We start from the raw sequence: 16,200 nt of genomic DNA, 5'->3' as shown, positions 1-16,200 counted from the left end.
TTGTCAACTATATTTTTCATATTATCTTGAAATGTTAGTTAAAAAATGGTTTACCTATATACTGCAATACCACTCCAAAAACAATAACTACCAAGCCAATTACAGAACTCATCAATATTTTTTCGTCTAAAAATATTGAAATATATATTAGAGAAACAAAAGGAGTCAAATAAAGAACATTGGAAATTATTGCAGTTTCTCCGCCTTCCAGAGCTTTAAACCAAAATATATAAGATACACCATTTACAAAAACTCCATTATAGATGATCCAAATCCAAACATTTGAACTTGGTAAAACTAATCCCGAAAAATTTAAAACCGTAGGAATTAAAAATATTAATGCACTTAGAAAATAAATAAAAACGCTTATTGTCTTATCAAAATTATATTTCTTTCCTAGAACAGAAAATAGTGCGAAAACAATTGCTCCGCTTAACGCAAGTATATCTCCATATAAATTCGTTAAATTGAATTTTGTTATATTTCCATTTGTTGTTATTATAATTATACCGAAAAAACTAATTAAAACTCCTACTACTTTCTTTAGCGTTACTTTCTCCTTAAGTATTATAAATGATAATACTAATACTAACATTGGCCACGTATATGCAAGAATAAAGCCTTCTGAAGCCGTTGTTTTATCAATCGCTCCATATAATAAAATATAATATAAATAATTTCCCAAGAATCCCAAGAAAAACATTATTGAATATTGCCTTATACTATATTTTTTTAGTTCCTTTTTCTTTTTTTGAACTATCATTAATATACCCATTACCAATAATGAGAAAACTGTTGAATAGAATAATGTTTGTAAGTTGTCCAACTCTACAAGAATTTTTTTTGTTGCTACAGGTATTGATGCCCACAATAAAATACACAAAAATAAATTTAAATAAGCATTTCTTCTTTTATTTCTAGTTTTATTTATTTCCATATTAATTTTCTCTCCTCTAGCAGTTTACAGTAAATTTTATTTCCATGTAAAAAATCTTCCAAATAAAAAATAACTACTTTGCTAGTAGTTATTAAATTCTCTTATTTATATTATATTTTATTATAAGAAAAAAGCTTTGTCGATTTCATGATGTATTTTTGCTTATTTTCGGATTCTTTTTCTAAACTTCATTGGCGTCATCTTTTCCAACTCCTTAAACCTTTTAGTTAAAGATGAATTATGTTTATATCCAACCATTTGAGCAATCTGTAATATGGAAAAATCAGTATCTACTAAAAGTTCTTTAGCTTTTTCTATTCTTAAGTTTTGTATATATTCTACTGGAGAAATATTCATGTTCTTTTTAAACCACTCGCTATAGTAAGTAATGTTATAATGCTCAATCTCCGCCAGAGTTTTTAAATCTATCTCTTGTGCAAAATTTTCATTAATATATTTTATAGATTCAGAAATATTTTCTTGTGGAATAAAACTATACAAATATTGGAACAGATTATTAATTGCAGTTGAATTTTGTTTTTTATATGCTTCATTTAATAATAAATATCTTATTGCCTTCCACTTTTCATCAAGAATAATCTTGTTACCACCTTTCATTTTATCCATATCATGTTTATTAACCATATGCTCTGGTATATCTAAAACTAAAAATTCATTACTGTTATCAGCTTTGAAACCATGCAAACACTCAGGGGGCAACAAAAATAAATAATTTTTGTCCAATAAAAGGTTTTTATAGTCTGTTTCTATATGAAGCTTTCCATGTATCGGCATTATCATTTGAGCAAATGGATGATTATGAGTATTCAATTTGTTTGTATAAACCCTTTTTTCGCATTTTATACCATTCAATTTACTCACCTCTTGTTTTTTATTATATCATATTACTTAGGGACGGGTCTCAACTCTTAGTAAAGTTTAGACCCGTCCCCGAAATACATTGAATTATTTTATTGTCTTTCCCATCATAACCATATTATCTAATTCTCTATAAATCTTGTACTTATTTTTGAAATAAAATCTATCTGTATGATTTCCTCTTGAAGTAAATAAAAAAACTGCCTTTATATCAAACTTTTTAACCTGCTTTTCTATATCTGCTAACATTTCACTTCCAATTTTATTTCCTTTTAAATTTTTATCAACAAACATCTCTTTTAAAAAATAACGTTTGCCATCGTACATTTGCTCACAATTGCCAAACACTGCTCCTATAACATTTCCATTTTCAACATACATTAAACCTATAAAATTTGGTGTTCTATATATATCAGATAATCTTATGTAAGATGTTTCTAATGTCCATTTTTCGTTCCATGGCTTGTCATTAAATACTTCTCTGTGTAGTTCCGCACACTTTTGTAAATTTTCGTATTTGATTTCAAAAATCTTTTTCAAAAGTTTCTCCTTTCATATACTAATCACCAGGAATAAAAATCTCTTGGTTTTGTAATAATTTAATTGTTAACGACACAACAACTTTTTCCTTCAACTTTTTAAATGTGTATTCATCTACAAAAAAATCGTTCAACTTTTCTTTATCTTCTTTTATACTGAGCTCTAAAATTTTTGCTGACTCAAGTTCACAAAATACATTATTGTTAAAGTATTGTGAATGGTAATATACTTTTGAAAACGAATTTTCTTCAAAAGTACTACTATTTCGGTAATTCTCTTCATTTGAAGAAGTTCTTTTCAATTGTTTTGCTTTAGTTGTTAGATATACATCTGTAGAACATTCAAAAGGAATATACACCATTGAATATGCTACATCTCCACATATCGATTTTTCTCTAACTGATTTTACAGAAGCATACTCAACATATTGTCTAATAAATCCTTGCAAAAACAATGTATTAGTTTCTTGCATAAAATAATATTTTTCTAAAATTACATTTTTGTTTATTTTAGATATTTCTAAAACCGGTTCAAAAAAATTAATTATTGCTTCTAAGTTTATGTTAACTTTACAAACTGCTAATAAAACAGGAAGCATAGAAACAACTGAGTTTGTATTCTTTTTACTTTTAGTCTTAATTACTTCATTAGAACATTCCTTAATGATTGAAGATTTATAAACCTCAACCCTATAGTCTTCACTTACTTCATCATTTGCTCCTTCTTCTGATTGAGAAATATCATTGTTTGCTTCAATATCAACTATATCAAATTCACTTAAACTCTCTATGGTATCCCCTAAACTATCATTCTCTGATTTATCATTATTGATAACTTTGTCAACAGTTGTAGTTTCTTCAATTTTAACAACTTGGCATTCTGGATGCCTATTTTTTTTCTTAGAATCACTTTTATGTTTATGCCTTCTTGACATATGTGAATTCTCCTTCTTAATTACTTATACTAAAAAGAATCTACCATGAACTTAATTCAAGTATTATTTATTTATCTATACCTCAAAATCGAAATTTTGTATAGTATCTCTATATTTATAATATGAATTATTAATTCAAAATAGACTAAAAACAAACAATAGTTTGCTTTATATCCTATCATCACCGAAAAAACTATTGTTTACATCTTACTCTTCATTTGATAGGTACTAGTTTTTTAACTATCGGCTAAATAATACGCCTTCCAAACATTAAAGCAGCCAAAATACGGCTGCTAATTTTAAATCTACTTTTCTGAATCTTCTTGTGGAATTTCTTTTTCAATTTGTAATACGTCTTCATCATCTGCTACTTCTGACAATCCATAACCTCCATTATTATAAGGAGGAGGTACATCAATGACTTCTGTTATACAACAGAGGTACATTAATTTATACACTTGATTATCTTCATCTTTAAATACAACTAAGTGATCTGTTACACAACTCACTAAAAGATTATTGGATTGTTCTCCACCTTCAAGAGTAACGTCCAGATATCCTGATTTACATAGTAGGAATTTAGCTAAATCATTTTCACCACAACAACATTCTTTTCTTCTAGATTCTCCACAACGACAACATTCTTTACATGCACAATCTACACCATAACCTCTTACTTCCGCAATTTGTGCAATAGGAATAACAACATTTCTTTTTATCTTATGCCATCTTCTATTATGCCATATCCATTTTTCCTCAAGAATGTTAACTAAGAAACCATTAACGCATTGAATAATACCTTCAGCCTTAATATCACTTTTCGTTGTTATTTCGACTTCTTGACCTTGTAGTTTCCTTAATATTTTTTCCATTTCTTTAAAGCAACTGCATATATTACTTTTTTTTGATTCGTAATATTTACCACTTTTATTATAACATGTGTTACATGAACAATAACTCAAAACTTTCACATCCTTAGGTTATATTTTATATTCATAATTTCACCAATTTTTAAGCTTACTATAAATCTAAAGAGACTCAAAATCCAAAAGATTTTGAGTCTGCAATAAATTTTTCTTTTATAGATTATCTATGCATCTTTTTCAGTTGACTCTTTTTTCTTGGTATTTCTTCCATAACCTCCACCAAATTTTTGATCTATAACTTCAGTTATACAGCAAAGTGGGAATGCAATATACATACCATTATCTTCATCCTTAAATACAGCAAGTTGATCAGTAACACATCTTACTCTTAATTCTCCCCATTTCTCTTCACCTATAACTACAATTTCAACCAAACCTTGCTTACAAGCTATAAATCTTCCGAGTTGATCTTCACCACAACAACATTCTTTTCTTCTTGGTTTTCTACAATTACAACATCCTCTACAAGCACATTCCACACCAAAACCAAATACCGCTGCTATTTGAGGGATTGGAAAAGTAATATTCCTTCCCTCGCCATCGTCTAAAAAGTTTACAAGCCAGCCGTTAACACATTGAATATAACCCCAGTACTCTCTACCACTTTTAGTTGTTATTTCCACATGTTGACTTACCAAACTTTTTAATAGTTTTTTCATTTCTTCAAAGCAACTACATTTATCAAACTTTTGATATCCATCATATTTTTTTTGCTTACCATACTTATGATAGTCTTCATAATCATAATAATCATCTTCATAACATTGATAACTATCATAGTATCCATCATAATTACCTTGTCCATAATATTTTCTTCTATTATAACGTGGGCAATAACTCAAAACATCCACTCCCTTATATTATATTTTTTCATAAATTAACCAATTATTATCTTCAGTTTAGTTTATTATATGCATTTGCATTAATTTTTGTTATTTTTTATAGAATTTAAAATATACAATCATTTAACAAAGAACAAATGCATATATTATAAGATTTTTAAATGAAACTTTTTCTATATATGCTTCTTCTACTCACTGAAGGATGGAATTTATAAATTCCTATACATAAAAAAAAGACTCAAAATCTAACCGATTAAGAGTCTTAAATAATTTTTTACTACAAAAATCATAAAAACTTAATGATTATATTATTCATCAAAGTCCTCATGTTTTTCATATTCTTCTTCCCTATCGTATTCTTCACCTTTTTCATACTCTTCTTGTTTATCATACTCTTCATATTTGTCATGTTTACCATATCCACAAGGTCTTCTGCATCTACCAGGTTTTATACACATTTCTTCATTTTGTAAAACTCTCAATGTTACGCTTACCACCATTTTTTCTTCTAATTTTTTAAATTTACCTTCCACTCTTGGAGTTTTTACAAAGTCACATTCTGAAATCACAGAATTAACTAATTCACAATAAGGAACTTCAACAAAATTTTCGTAATTCATTAAATGTTGCTGATCATAATCTCTGCAAAGTTTGGTCTTATCAAGAGTTTCAAACTTCTCTTGGAATGATGGAAGATTTTTTTTGCAACTGTTAGGTAGTATAATAGTTGTTGAACATTCAAAAGGAATTTTACAGGTTGTAAATAATACTTTACCACTTACACAACCTCTTTTTCCTTCAGCTTCACAAGTTGGGTAACTATATCTTATATTTTTCTTAACATATCCTTCTAAGAATAATTGATATTTAACCCATTTGTATTCCATATAAGGAGTATGAATTGGACATAAAGTACATTGTGTTATACATACATCTTTATCAATATCCTTAATATCTTCAGCACATTTTTCTAGCTTAATGAATGATTTAACATTAATATTAACACAGCATATTTTCTTTACTACAGGAACCTTAGCTACAAATGGATAAGGAGTTCTAGCATGAGGTGGCATACATTTGTTTGCACAACATGGCATTGTTTTTGTTTTAATAATTCTAGATTCACATGGTTCCTCATTATCACATTCAGTTAAATTAGCTTCTTCAGTTAAATTGGTCTCTTCAAAATTAGCAGTTGTATCATCTTTTATCATAAGATATCCTCCTTTTTTAATCTAACATATAAAGAAAAACAACAAAATTAATTCTTTGTATTTCATTATCATTTTATGCAGGACAAGGCACAAACGTAACTATTTATAATAAATTTATATATGTTGTGACCTACTATATAAATTTTTCATATTATATAGTAACCAACGCTAAAAAGGAGAGGTGCTATGTGAGAAAAAAAAAATGTTTATACAAAGAAAAAAAATATTTAATAAAATTCAAACCTTGTCAAACTATCAAAGAAACAACTATAGATTTAGTTTTTAAGCCTGAAAACAATTGTGTTTGTCATAATTGCAACCATTGTCATAATTGCAACCATTGTCATAATTGCAACCATTGCCATAATAGCAACCACTGTCATAATAATAGATTGGAGAATATTTTATTAATTACAATAATACTTCTAATTATAATTAATTATAATAATTCATTAACACCTAGGTGCTTCTATGAATACTATATATAATGAAGATGTTAAAATCTTATTACTTTACTAAAACTTAAAAAGGTGGGGAAATATTGTGAATGAAAACTACGAAACAATAGATGTAAATAACGAAATAGAGGAAGAAATCCAAATTAATGATTATCCAGCTGAAAATTCTTCAGTTGATATTAAATCTGATTGTGCTTATGGCTGTGAAGAAGATTGTGATTCTGATTGCTGTGAAGGAACATTTAGTGATGAATTTAAAAAATGTGAAATAAAAAAGGAAATATCTAAAGCAGTATTTTTAGAATGTCAAGGAAGACTATTAAGATTGAAGTTAAAATTAAAAAGACTCTGTGCAGGAAATTTCATTAATTTAGGTGTAGTAATTCTAAATATGGATGATAAAATTATTGGTTTTAGAGTTAAAAAATTTAAAATTCCAGGATGCCCAAATACTTGTGTAGATATTTGTAAAGAATTTTGTTTTGCCTTTGAAGATGAAAATATCTGCCAAAAGCGAAACTTTAAAGTACTTGTTATTGCTCAATATTGCTAATTAACATTTATATGCATTTTAAAATTATTTATATTTGTCTGATTTAGATATGTGGACAGCCTTTATATAAAAGTTAAAAAGTAATTTGGGATAATATAAAATTACTAAATTACTGTTAAACATTGTACAAAATATCGAAGTATTAACGATTTTAGACACGTTTAGGGATTGTCATCAAAAATAACAGCACCACCAATGAAGATAAAACTTACGTAAACTTAATTTATCCAAGTCCAATATCTCAGATTTTATGAGTTATGGACTTGGATAAATTATTAGTTGAACTAGAAATCCTTTAACTTTGTTAATTCCCATCTTTCTTCCTAATATTGCATGTATTTATTTTATATTATACCCTTTCACATCATAACCATTTCATCCAATTCCCTAAATACTTCGTACTTATTTTTAACATAAAATCTAATCTAATTCTTTTACCTTTTAAATTTCTATCTACAAAGTTTCAAACTCTTATATTTAATATAAAAAAGCTTTTCCAAACATAATCCTTCCCCATGAATTGAATCAATAAGTAGACTATTATTAATCACACATCATTATTTTACCACTTTTCACCATAATCTATTGTCGACTTATACGCCTTAGAAATAGAAAGTTTCAGGGACGCAGCTTAACTTTTGTAAAGTTGAGCCCCGTCCCCTAGTTTTTATAAAAATTATAAAATATCATTTAATTCATTTAATTTATTGATTTCATATTTAGGATGTACATCACTCTTATTAGTCTCATTATCTGGGTTATACCAACATGTATCTATTCCAAAGTTAACTCCACCTTTTATATCAGAAGTTAAACTATCTCCAACTATTAATACCGAACTTTTATCTTGAAGATTTAACATTTTAAATGTATATTCAAATATCTTAGGATCTGGTTTCGAAGCATTTGCTTCTTCAGAAATTATAATCTCTTCAAAATAGTTATTTAAATTAGAATTTCTTATCCTCTTATTTTGAACATCTGCAAATCCATTAGTAATTATACATAGTCTATATTTATCACTCAATGAGGATAATATCTCATTGGAACCCTCAATCAAAAAAGAAGTTTTGGATAAAAAATCTAGATATGTCTTGTTGAGCTCTTCAGGATCAACAGAAATATTCAATTTCTTAGTAAATCTTTTAAACCTTTCTATCTTTACATCTTCAACTAAAATTAAGCCTTTCTCAAGTTCTTCCCAAACTTTTTTATTAATATTTTTATAAGTTTTGTAATGATAATTTCTATAATATTTTATATCGAATTCACTGATTGTTCTTTCAAATGCATATTCTTCTGATTTCTTAAAATCTAACAAGGTATCATCTGCATCGAAAAGAATTACTTCATATTTCATTTCATCATCTCCATAACTTGTAACTTAACAGATTTATTATAACTTTTCTCCCACTTACTTCGCAAGAGGCATTATAGAAAATATCAAATTAAATCCTTATTTTAAAACAAGCGCCACCTTCAATATTATTCTCAGCATTTATACTTCCTCCATGCATCTCAATAATGCTTTTAGTAATAGCAAGGCCTAATCCATAGTTGCCTTTTTCTCCTTTAAAAAACCTTTGAAATACATTTTCTATTTCATTTTGCTTAAAACCACTTCCATCATCTATAATTGTTATTAGTACTTTATCTCTTTCTTTTTCAGCTTTTACTAAAATCTTTTCTTTTGCGTATTTCAAACAATTAGATAAAATATTGATTATAGCTCTTGTTAATTTTTTTTCATCTCCGCTTATGTTAATATTACTTTCTTTTAATGATATATTGATAATCTTATTATTTTGTACTGATATTCCATTAACCCTCTCAATAGAACTTTTAAGAAGATTTTCAATATTAATTTCTTCTAGATCCAATTCTTCTTGCATAGAATCTAATTTCGATAGATACAGCAATTCCTCCACTAATTTGGATAATCTCTCGCTTTCTTCAATTATAATATCAACAGCTTTATCTTGACTATCAACCACCCCGTATTTTATTCCTTCAGCATACCCTCTAATGGACATTAATGGTGTTCTTAATTCATGGGATGCGTTTTGAAGAAAAGTTTTCATAGTATAATCGTAAGCTTTAAGCTTTTCACCCATGATCTTCATAGTTTCTGCCAATTGTCCAATTTCATCATTATCATGCTTTATTGTCTCTGTTGAATACTCTCTCTCTCCAATTTTTTTTGCATATTTACTAAGTCCTGTTATTGGCCTAGATATCTTCTTTGATACTGAATTCGAGATAAACACCGCAATAATAGCTGTAATCAGCATTATAAAAAATAACATCAATGTTATAAATGATGTTATCCTTTTGCTCGCGTCCAAATTAGAATAAATAAGCAGATTAATATTTCTTTTATCTTTTTGCAAATTGATTTGGTATTTTATACCTGCATATTTTTTATCAGAGGTATTAAAGAAAAAAACATTATTATTTTTTATTCTTTTTCTTTTTTCTATTACAGGGAAAATCTTATCCTCTAAAGTACTATTATCCTCATTTTCTTCATTTGAATTATATAGAACCTTACTATTTTTAGTTACTACAGCATAATCGATATCTAAAAACGTTTGAGTTCGTTTTAACGTTCTGTTTACTTTTACAAGATTTTCCCTATACTCCCTATTTACATTATTTACATCTTTATTGAAATTTAATAAAGAAGTATCTGCTTTTAATGATTCTTTAACTAAATTACCCGCTGTTATTAACTGCTGCTTTGTTTGATTTCTAATATAAACTCTAAGACATAAGGTGAAAACCGCAGCTGTAAGGAATAAAGCTATCAATACTGTTGACATCTGTGAAATAAATATACTTTCCTTAATGCTCTTTTTAGGTTTTATCATTTACATACCTCTTTTCTAATTGTCATCTATATTATTATGAGCTATTTTAAATCCAAAACCCCATATTGTTTGAATTTTAAGCTTAGAACCTGCATTTGTAAGTTTTTTTCTAATTCTTTTTATCATATCATCAGTAGCTCTAGTGTCCACTTCACTATCAAATCCCCATACTTTATTCAGTAGTTCTTCTCTCCCAACACCCCTATTCTTGTTTTTTGATAGATAATGAAGAAGATTAAATTCCATTGGTGTAAACTTTAAATCCCTCCCTTTGCAATTAGCATTTCGGCCATCTGGATTTATAATTACATCTTCAATTTCAACTACAGCTTTATTTTCCTGGGAAATTTTTTGAAATTCCATTCTCTTAAAAATACTTTTAACTCGTAATACAAGCTCCACAGGACTAAAAGGCTTAGTCATATAATCATCACTTCCTAACATCAATCCTGCAATTTTGTCCGCCTCTCCATCTTTAGCTGAAATTATTATAATAGGCACATCACTCTCTTTTCGAATTTCAGTACAAAGAGTAAACCCATCTAATCCTGGCATCATAATATCTAAAAGCAACATATCCGGTTTTCTTTTCATAAAAGCTTCTAATAAAGAATTTCCATCTGAAAAAAGTCTAACTTCATATCCTTCTTTTTTTAAAAACATTTTTATAAGCTCTTGTATTTTAACTTCATCATCTGCTATATATATTAGTTTTTGATTCATATGAACTCTCCTTTTTAAATATTTGTTATAAACATAAAAGCTTTTCATTTTAAAATTAACCTTAACTAATAATTTACATTTCCTATTTTGATTATACCATACCTAAATATTGGTCACACAAAATGAATTTTTCTGCCACAATTCTGCCACATTTTATCGGAGATTTATCCTAAGCTTACTTGATATAATTAGATTAACGAAGGAGGAATTCAAAGATGAAAAAAAATCATATTATCTTAAGTATAGTAATGATTTCTACACTATTAGTTGGTGGTTGCGGAAAAGCTAAACCTACAAATAATACTTCAACTAGTAATAAAACTTTATCAACTATTGAAAAAGTAAATGAAAGCAAAACTAATTCCACTGAAGATACTAATTCTAACACAATAGAAACTGATATTAATGATACCGTTGATATTAATACCGAATCTAATTCAACTAATGAAAGTGGCACAAGCAATGAAAATAACGAAACTTCATCAAAAATAATTGCCGAATCACACCAATCATTCGAAGATTTGTCAAATATTTTAGATGACCTGGACAATGCCTTAGATGATATAAATGACAGTACAGAAACAGAAACATTAATAAATAATAGCCTAAATTAAATTAACATATAAAAAGGAGATGTATTTTATGAAAAATTTAAGAGTAAAAGTATCTGCATTATTTCTTGCCGCTTCAATTTTAGTCCCTAGTGTATCTGTATATGCAGATGAAACAACAAAACAATCTAGTAGACAAGAGAATGTTGCTGCACGTCAAGAATTAATCGCCAAGAAAAAAGAAGCACTTGCTGAGAAAAAAGAAGCCTCAGCTAAGAAGAAAGAATTACTTGCGGGTATGAGAGATTTAATAAAAGAAAATAAAGAAACTAATTCTTCCTTAAGAATCGAAGTAAAAGAAAAAAGATCTACAGTAAAAACCTTATTAAAAGAAATTAAAGAAAGCGAAACAACTTTACAACCTGAAGATATAGAATTAATCAAAACTCAGCGTGAAGTAATTAAGAGCGAAAGCACTTTGTTAAAATCTACAAAAGGTTCAATAAAAAAGCAGTCTGATTTAATAAGAGAAGCAATTAGAAATGAAAACTTCGAAGAAATTGGAGGCTATTTAAATAATATAACTTCTATTCAAAGTAAAAGAACTGAAAGCTTGAACAAAATAAATGCAGCATTAAATACTATACTATCAATACTTCAATAAATTTTTGGGGACAGTGCTCAAATTTTGCAAAAAGTTGAGCACTGTCCCCCAATTTTAATCTAACATATAAACCCTAGCTTCATAAGGTTTAAGTGTGAATTTATCTATTTCATCGTTATCTACATGATAATTCTGCACTATTAGTTTCTTTTCTTTATACTTTATATCTTGAGGTAATACAAATTCAGGTGATTGCCCTGAAAAATTACATATAACTAATAATTTTTGCTCCTCTAAAGTTCTTGTATATGCAAAGATTTGTTCATCATCATTTAGAATCAAATCGTAAGTACCATAAACTATTATCTCATTTTCTTTTCTAAGCTTTATTAATTTTTGATAGAAATAAAAAATGGACTCATTATCTTCTAAAACTTTCTTACTATTGATTTCTTTATAATTTTGATTAATTTTTAGCCAAGGCTTTCCGTTTGTGAATCCAGCATTTTCTGAATCATCCCATTGCATAGGCGTTCTTGCATTATCCCTTCCTCTTGCATAAATTGATTCCAAAACTTCCTGTGGATTTTTACCATATTCATTAACTGCTTCATCATAGTAATTTATAGATTCAATATCTTCATAGTCTTTGATAGATTCAAAAGCCACATTAGTCATTCCTAATTCTTCACCTTGATAAATATATGGAGTCCCCTGCATCATATGAAGACATGTTGCTAGCATTTTAGCACTTTTAACCCTATATTTCTTATCATTACCAAATCTAGACACTACCCGTGGTTGGTCATGATTGTTCCAATACAGGCTGTTCCATCCTTTGTTTTCTAAACCTTTTTGCCATTTAGTCAATATTGTTTTTAGTTCAGTTAATTTCCAGCTTGTATTACTCCATTTGCCTTCTGGTCCATCGCCAACACCCATGTGTTCAAACTGAAAAAGCATATTTAATTCTTCTCTATCTTCACCTACATAATCTTTAGCTTGTTCTACTGATACACATGGTGCTTCACCCACAGTAACTAGATCGTATTGACTTAATACTTGTTTGTTCATTTCCTTTAAAAATTCATGTATTCTTGGACCATTGGCGAAAAACTTAGACCCGTCCCCAAATACTTTACCTTCATTTACAATTCCATCTACATAACTTTGATCTTTTGATATGAATGTAATTACATCCATTCTGAAACCATCAATCCCTTTTTTTAGCCAAAAATGCATCATGTCATAGACTTCATTTCTTAATTTCTCATTTTCCCAATTTAAATCTGGTTGTTTTTTTGAAAATATATGAAGATAGTATTCATCAGTGTTTTCATCATATTCCCAAGTGGAACCACTGAAGAAAGATTCCCAGTTGTTTGGTGTTTGTCCATCTCTCCCTTTTTTCCATATATAGTAGTCTCTATAAGGATTATCTTTGGATTTTTTACTCTCTGAAAACCATTCATGTTCATCTGAGCTGTGATTTACAACTAAGTCCATCATAATTTTTAATCCTCTAGCATGAGCCTGTTTCAGCAATTCATCGAAATCCTCCATTGTCCCAAACTCTTCCATTATATTTCTATAATCACTGATATCATATCCATTATCATCGTTAGGAGATTTATATATAGGGCTTAGCCAAATTATATCAATACCAAGTTTCTTTAAATAATCCAGTTTTTCAATAATCCCTCTTAAATCACCAACTCCATCTCCATTACTATCGTTAAAACTTCTTGGATAAATTTGATATACAACACTCTCTTTCCACCATGTTTTATTCATAATAAACCTCCTTGTAATTTTAATTATAAATATTCTATTTTAATATTGATCTATTGTTTACTCAAAGATAAATTCAAGAAATTCTATCTTTGAGTTGATAGTGCACTATACCGGTAAGGAATCGTTTAATATTAAGTTCTACTAGATTTCTTTCAAAAAACATATAGAGTTTTTAATTCAACTAATTATTTATACAAGTCCAAAACTCATAAGTACCTGAGCTTTTGTACATCTATAAATAAAGTTTCGCAATAAAAACACTTACTTGAAGATTGCATATTTTTAAAAGAAAAGTAGAATTAATTCTTAAGCTGCCCTGTACGGTAAGAGATCGTTTAAAAATAACTTCTACTAAGTTCTTTTGAAAAATGCTTGAAACGTGCATTTTTTAAAAGAAAAGTAGAACTAATTTTTAAGCCGACTCATTAGTAAGCGCTTACGTTATATTCAAAAATAACAGTTAAAAAATTATTTTAATCTTTTAACTGATTCTCTCTCTATTAAATAATGTTGCATTATACTATTTTCTGCTTTTATTTTTCCTTCTATCATAGCTATAAGATTATCTGAAGCCTTACGCCCCATTTCTTCAAAAGGTTGCGCTACAACTGTAATGGAAGGTATTGCCATTTGAGAAACCTCTGTATTGTCGTATCCAATTATTGATATATCTTCTGGAACTTTAATATTATTGATATATGCTGCCTTTAAAGCTCCAACAGCCATATAATCGCTTGCAGCAAACACTGCTGTAAATTTATTTTTTTCTTCTGCGATACCTTCTGAAATCAGCTCTTCCATACACTTAACACCACTTTTATAGGAGAAATCTCCGTATTTTATTAAACTATCATCAATTGTTATACCATAGTCTTTATGAGCATTAATGTAACCTTCAATTCTCGGTGTTCCTGCAATTAAATCATCCTTATAACCACTAATCATCGCAATTTTATTATGTCCTGCTTCAATCAAAAACTGTGTTGCACTATACGCAGCCGCCCTATCATCCACTTTTACATATGGCATTAAATATTCATTGGACATCGTTGAAACAAGTACTGAAGGTATTTTCATATTTTTCAAAATTTCATAGTATTCTTCTTTAATTGGCTCACTAATAATTATTATGCCATCAACTCTTTTTTCAGACATAAGGTCTAAAGATTTTGTAGTTCTTTCACCATCTTGTCCAGTATTTGATATGATAACGCTATACCCCTTATCTCCAGCAACTGTTTCCAATCCATATAATATGGTAGAGGCTATACTTGTTGGAATATATGGTACAAGTACTCCAATAGTAGAAGTTGTATTACTAGCCAAACTTCTAGCCATGGCATTTGGAGAATAATTTAATTCCTTTATAGCTTTCAATACTTTTTCTTTCGTTTTTTCAGAATATCCTATCTGCCCGTTCAAAACTCTTGAAACTGTTGCAGTAGATACACCTGCTTTTATTGCTACTTCATTTATAGTTATTTTCATTTTGATTTCTCCTAGGTATGATGTTAACTTCTAGTAAGCGCTTACGTTAATATAAATTTATCATAAATATTATTATTTGTAAATAATAATATCATAAAAGTAAAATGTTAATATTAAATTAATTGTTTAATATTTTCACATAAAAAACTTTAATTTCCTATAATTTTCTACAAATCTTTATTTTTTTTGTATTTTTTTAATGTATACGTGTTCAAGAGTCGAAATCTACATTAATTTGTTGTATAATGAATTTGTTAAGCATTATTTTTATGAATTTGTTTAACTGTTTTGATTCCCCCCAATTTGAATCAAAACAAAATGGACTGCTGAAAGGCTTGTTATAAAACAACAACTCTTTCTACAGTCCTTATTTTTATTTTCCATAAACAGAATCTATACCAATATGTGTATCTTAAATCTATCTTGATACCTTTCCTGTTATATGTTGAATGTCAATTTTGATTACTTTTGTCTTATTTTTATCTTTCAATACATATTTCTTTCCTGCATCCAAATGGTCACTAGAATATTTATTAATTAAAGCAAATAGAGCATTTACTTTTTCTTCACCCTCTACTGCTTTAGCTTATCCAAACACAATTACACTTTCATATTTAGTAGAAAACTTCTCAGGTACTAATTTTACATCACCTACGACAGAGAATGAAACTTTACAATTATGATTTATATTTTGAATTTTTTGTCCATCTTCAGCACTGTGAAAATAAATACAACCATCACTATAAACATAGTTTAATGGTGTTCCATAAGGATATCCATTTAAGCTAATAGTAGATAATACGCCATACTCACCTTTTTTTAATATTTCTTGACTCTCAGCTAAAGAAATTTGCTTTTCTTTTCTACGCATTTCTAAAAACATTTAA

The 16,200-nt window shown here is 28.1% G+C and carries 15 protein-coding genes and 1 pseudogene; 3 read left to right on the top strand and 13 right to left on the bottom strand.

Annotated elements, in window-relative coordinates; genetic code table 11:
* Positions 1–34: 34 nt before the first annotated feature.
* The 7 genes from ACQ3F0_RS09165 to ACQ3F0_RS09135 form a co-directional block, all read right to left on the bottom strand.
* Positions 35–937, bottom strand: a complete 903-nt coding sequence (locus tag ACQ3F0_RS09165) for a DMT family transporter (RefSeq protein WP_428864931.1) — start codon at positions 935–937, stop codon at positions 35–37.
* Between the two features lie 162 nt (positions 938–1,099).
* A complete protein-coding gene (locus ACQ3F0_RS09160) occupies positions 1,100–1,810 on the bottom strand; it encodes an AraC family transcriptional regulator (protein ID WP_428864930.1) in 711 nt (236 codons plus the stop codon).
* A 93-nt stretch (positions 1,811–1,903) separates the two neighbouring features.
* Complete coding sequence (locus ACQ3F0_RS09155; RefSeq protein WP_428864929.1) at positions 1,904–2,356, bottom strand: GNAT family N-acetyltransferase; 453 nt, start codon at positions 2,354–2,356, stop codon at positions 1,904–1,906.
* 19 nt (positions 2,357–2,375) lie between these two features.
* Positions 2,376–3,290, bottom strand: a complete 915-nt coding sequence (locus tag ACQ3F0_RS09150; RefSeq protein ID WP_428864928.1) for a CsxC family protein — start codon at positions 3,288–3,290, stop codon at positions 2,376–2,378.
* A gap of 305 nt (positions 3,291–3,595) precedes the next feature.
* Positions 3,596–4,252, bottom strand: a complete 657-nt coding sequence (locus ACQ3F0_RS09145) for a hypothetical protein (protein ID WP_428864927.1) — start codon at positions 4,250–4,252, stop codon at positions 3,596–3,598.
* 128 nt (positions 4,253–4,380) lie between these two features.
* Entirely contained in the window at positions 4,381–5,058 is a 678-nt protein-coding gene (locus tag ACQ3F0_RS09140) for a hypothetical protein (protein ID WP_428864926.1), read from the bottom strand.
* A 308-nt stretch (positions 5,059–5,366) separates the two neighbouring features.
* Positions 5,367–6,272, bottom strand: coding sequence for a CsxC family protein (locus ACQ3F0_RS09135; RefSeq protein WP_428864925.1), 906 nt, complete (start codon positions 6,270–6,272; stop codon positions 5,367–5,369).
* A 543-nt stretch (positions 6,273–6,815) separates the two neighbouring features.
* On the opposite strand from ACQ3F0_RS09135, the gene ACQ3F0_RS09130 reads away from it, so the two are divergent.
* Positions 6,816–7,283 carry a hypothetical protein gene (locus ACQ3F0_RS09130; RefSeq protein ID WP_428864924.1) on the top strand — a complete coding sequence of 156 codons (468 nt, stop codon included), beginning with the start codon at positions 6,816–6,818 and terminating at the stop codon, positions 7,281–7,283.
* A 676-nt stretch (positions 7,284–7,959) separates the two neighbouring features.
* Here the strand turns inward: ACQ3F0_RS09130 and ACQ3F0_RS09125 are convergent.
* From ACQ3F0_RS09125 to ACQ3F0_RS09115, 3 genes are all read right to left on the bottom strand, one after another.
* Positions 7,960–8,643 (bottom strand): YjjG family noncanonical pyrimidine nucleotidase, encoded by a 684-nt coding sequence (locus ACQ3F0_RS09125; protein WP_428864923.1) that lies wholly within the window; start codon positions 8,641–8,643, stop codon positions 7,960–7,962.
* Between the two features lie 88 nt (positions 8,644–8,731).
* A complete protein-coding gene (locus tag ACQ3F0_RS09120) occupies positions 8,732–10,153 on the bottom strand; it encodes a sensor histidine kinase (RefSeq protein WP_428864922.1) in 1,422 nt (473 codons plus the stop codon).
* Positions 10,154–10,168: 15 nt separating this feature from the next.
* A complete protein-coding gene (locus ACQ3F0_RS09115) occupies positions 10,169–10,876 on the bottom strand; it encodes a response regulator transcription factor (protein WP_428864921.1) in 708 nt (235 codons plus the stop codon).
* Between the two features lie 215 nt (positions 10,877–11,091).
* On the opposite strand from ACQ3F0_RS09115, the gene ACQ3F0_RS09110 reads away from it, so the two are divergent.
* Both ACQ3F0_RS09110 and ACQ3F0_RS09105 read left to right on the top strand, forming a co-directional pair.
* Positions 11,092–11,490, top strand: coding sequence for a hypothetical protein (locus tag ACQ3F0_RS09110; RefSeq protein WP_428864920.1), 399 nt, complete (start codon positions 11,092–11,094; stop codon positions 11,488–11,490).
* 28 nt (positions 11,491–11,518) lie between these two features.
* The gene (locus tag ACQ3F0_RS09105; RefSeq protein WP_428864919.1) at positions 11,519–12,091 is read left to right on the top strand and encodes a hypothetical protein; all 573 of its coding nucleotides are present in this window, start codon (positions 11,519–11,521) and stop codon (positions 12,089–12,091) included.
* A 54-nt stretch (positions 12,092–12,145) separates the two neighbouring features.
* On the opposite strand, the gene ACQ3F0_RS09100 is transcribed toward ACQ3F0_RS09105, so the two are convergent.
* From ACQ3F0_RS09100 to ACQ3F0_RS09090, 3 genes and pseudogenes are all read right to left on the bottom strand, one after another.
* Positions 12,146–13,825: a glycoside hydrolase family 13 protein gene (locus ACQ3F0_RS09100; protein ID WP_428864918.1), complete on the bottom strand. Its 1,680-nt coding sequence runs from the start codon at positions 13,823–13,825 to the stop codon at positions 12,146–12,148.
* 468 nt (positions 13,826–14,293) lie between these two features.
* Positions 14,294–15,313, bottom strand: coding sequence for a LacI family DNA-binding transcriptional regulator (locus tag ACQ3F0_RS09095; protein ID WP_428864917.1), 1,020 nt, complete (start codon positions 15,311–15,313; stop codon positions 14,294–14,296).
* Between the two features lie 418 nt (positions 15,314–15,731).
* Positions 15,732–16,196 (bottom strand): annotated as a pseudogene (locus tag ACQ3F0_RS09090) (pyridoxamine 5'-phosphate oxidase family protein).
* Positions 16,197–16,200 lie beyond the last annotated feature (4 nt).

The organism is Clostridium sediminicola, assembly GCF_050402865.1.
In the GTDB taxonomy this organism is placed as follows: domain Bacteria; phylum Bacillota; class Clostridia; order Clostridiales; family Clostridiaceae; genus Clostridium_AF; species Clostridium_AF sediminicola.
Note: the sequence above shows the minus strand (reverse complement) of the source record. Positions and strands in the feature narration are given on the sequence as shown.

Excerpts from the sequence above, each read along its gene's own strand:
- ACQ3F0_RS09135 (WP_428864925.1), bottom strand. The coding sequence starts at position 6,272 with ATGATAAAAGATGATACAACTGCTAATTTTGAAGAGACCAATTTAACT.
- ACQ3F0_RS09165 (WP_428864931.1), bottom strand. The coding sequence starts at position 937 with ATGGAAATAAATAAAACTAGAAATAAAAGAAGAAATGCTTATTTAAAT.
- ACQ3F0_RS09100 (WP_428864918.1), bottom strand. The coding sequence starts at position 13,825 with ATGAATAAAACATGGTGGAAAGAGAGTGTTGTATATCAAATTTATCCA.
- ACQ3F0_RS09120 (WP_428864922.1), bottom strand. The coding sequence starts at position 10,153 with ATGATAAAACCTAAAAAGAGCATTAAGGAAAGTATATTTATTTCACAG.
- ACQ3F0_RS09125 (WP_428864923.1), bottom strand. The coding sequence starts at position 8,643 with ATGAAATATGAAGTAATTCTTTTCGATGCAGATGATACCTTGTTAGAT.
- ACQ3F0_RS09105 (WP_428864919.1), top strand. The coding sequence starts at position 11,519 with ATGAAAAATTTAAGAGTAAAAGTATCTGCATTATTTCTTGCCGCTTCA.
- ACQ3F0_RS09110 (WP_428864920.1), top strand. The coding sequence starts at position 11,092 with ATGAAAAAAAATCATATTATCTTAAGTATAGTAATGATTTCTACACTA.
- ACQ3F0_RS09150 (WP_428864928.1), bottom strand. The coding sequence starts at position 3,290 with ATGTCAAGAAGGCATAAACATAAAAGTGATTCTAAGAAAAAAAATAGG.
- ACQ3F0_RS09095 (WP_428864917.1), bottom strand. The coding sequence starts at position 15,313 with ATGAAAATAACTATAAATGAAGTAGCAATAAAAGCAGGTGTATCTACT.
- ACQ3F0_RS09115 (WP_428864921.1), bottom strand. The coding sequence starts at position 10,876 with ATGAATCAAAAACTAATATATATAGCAGATGATGAAGTTAAAATACAA.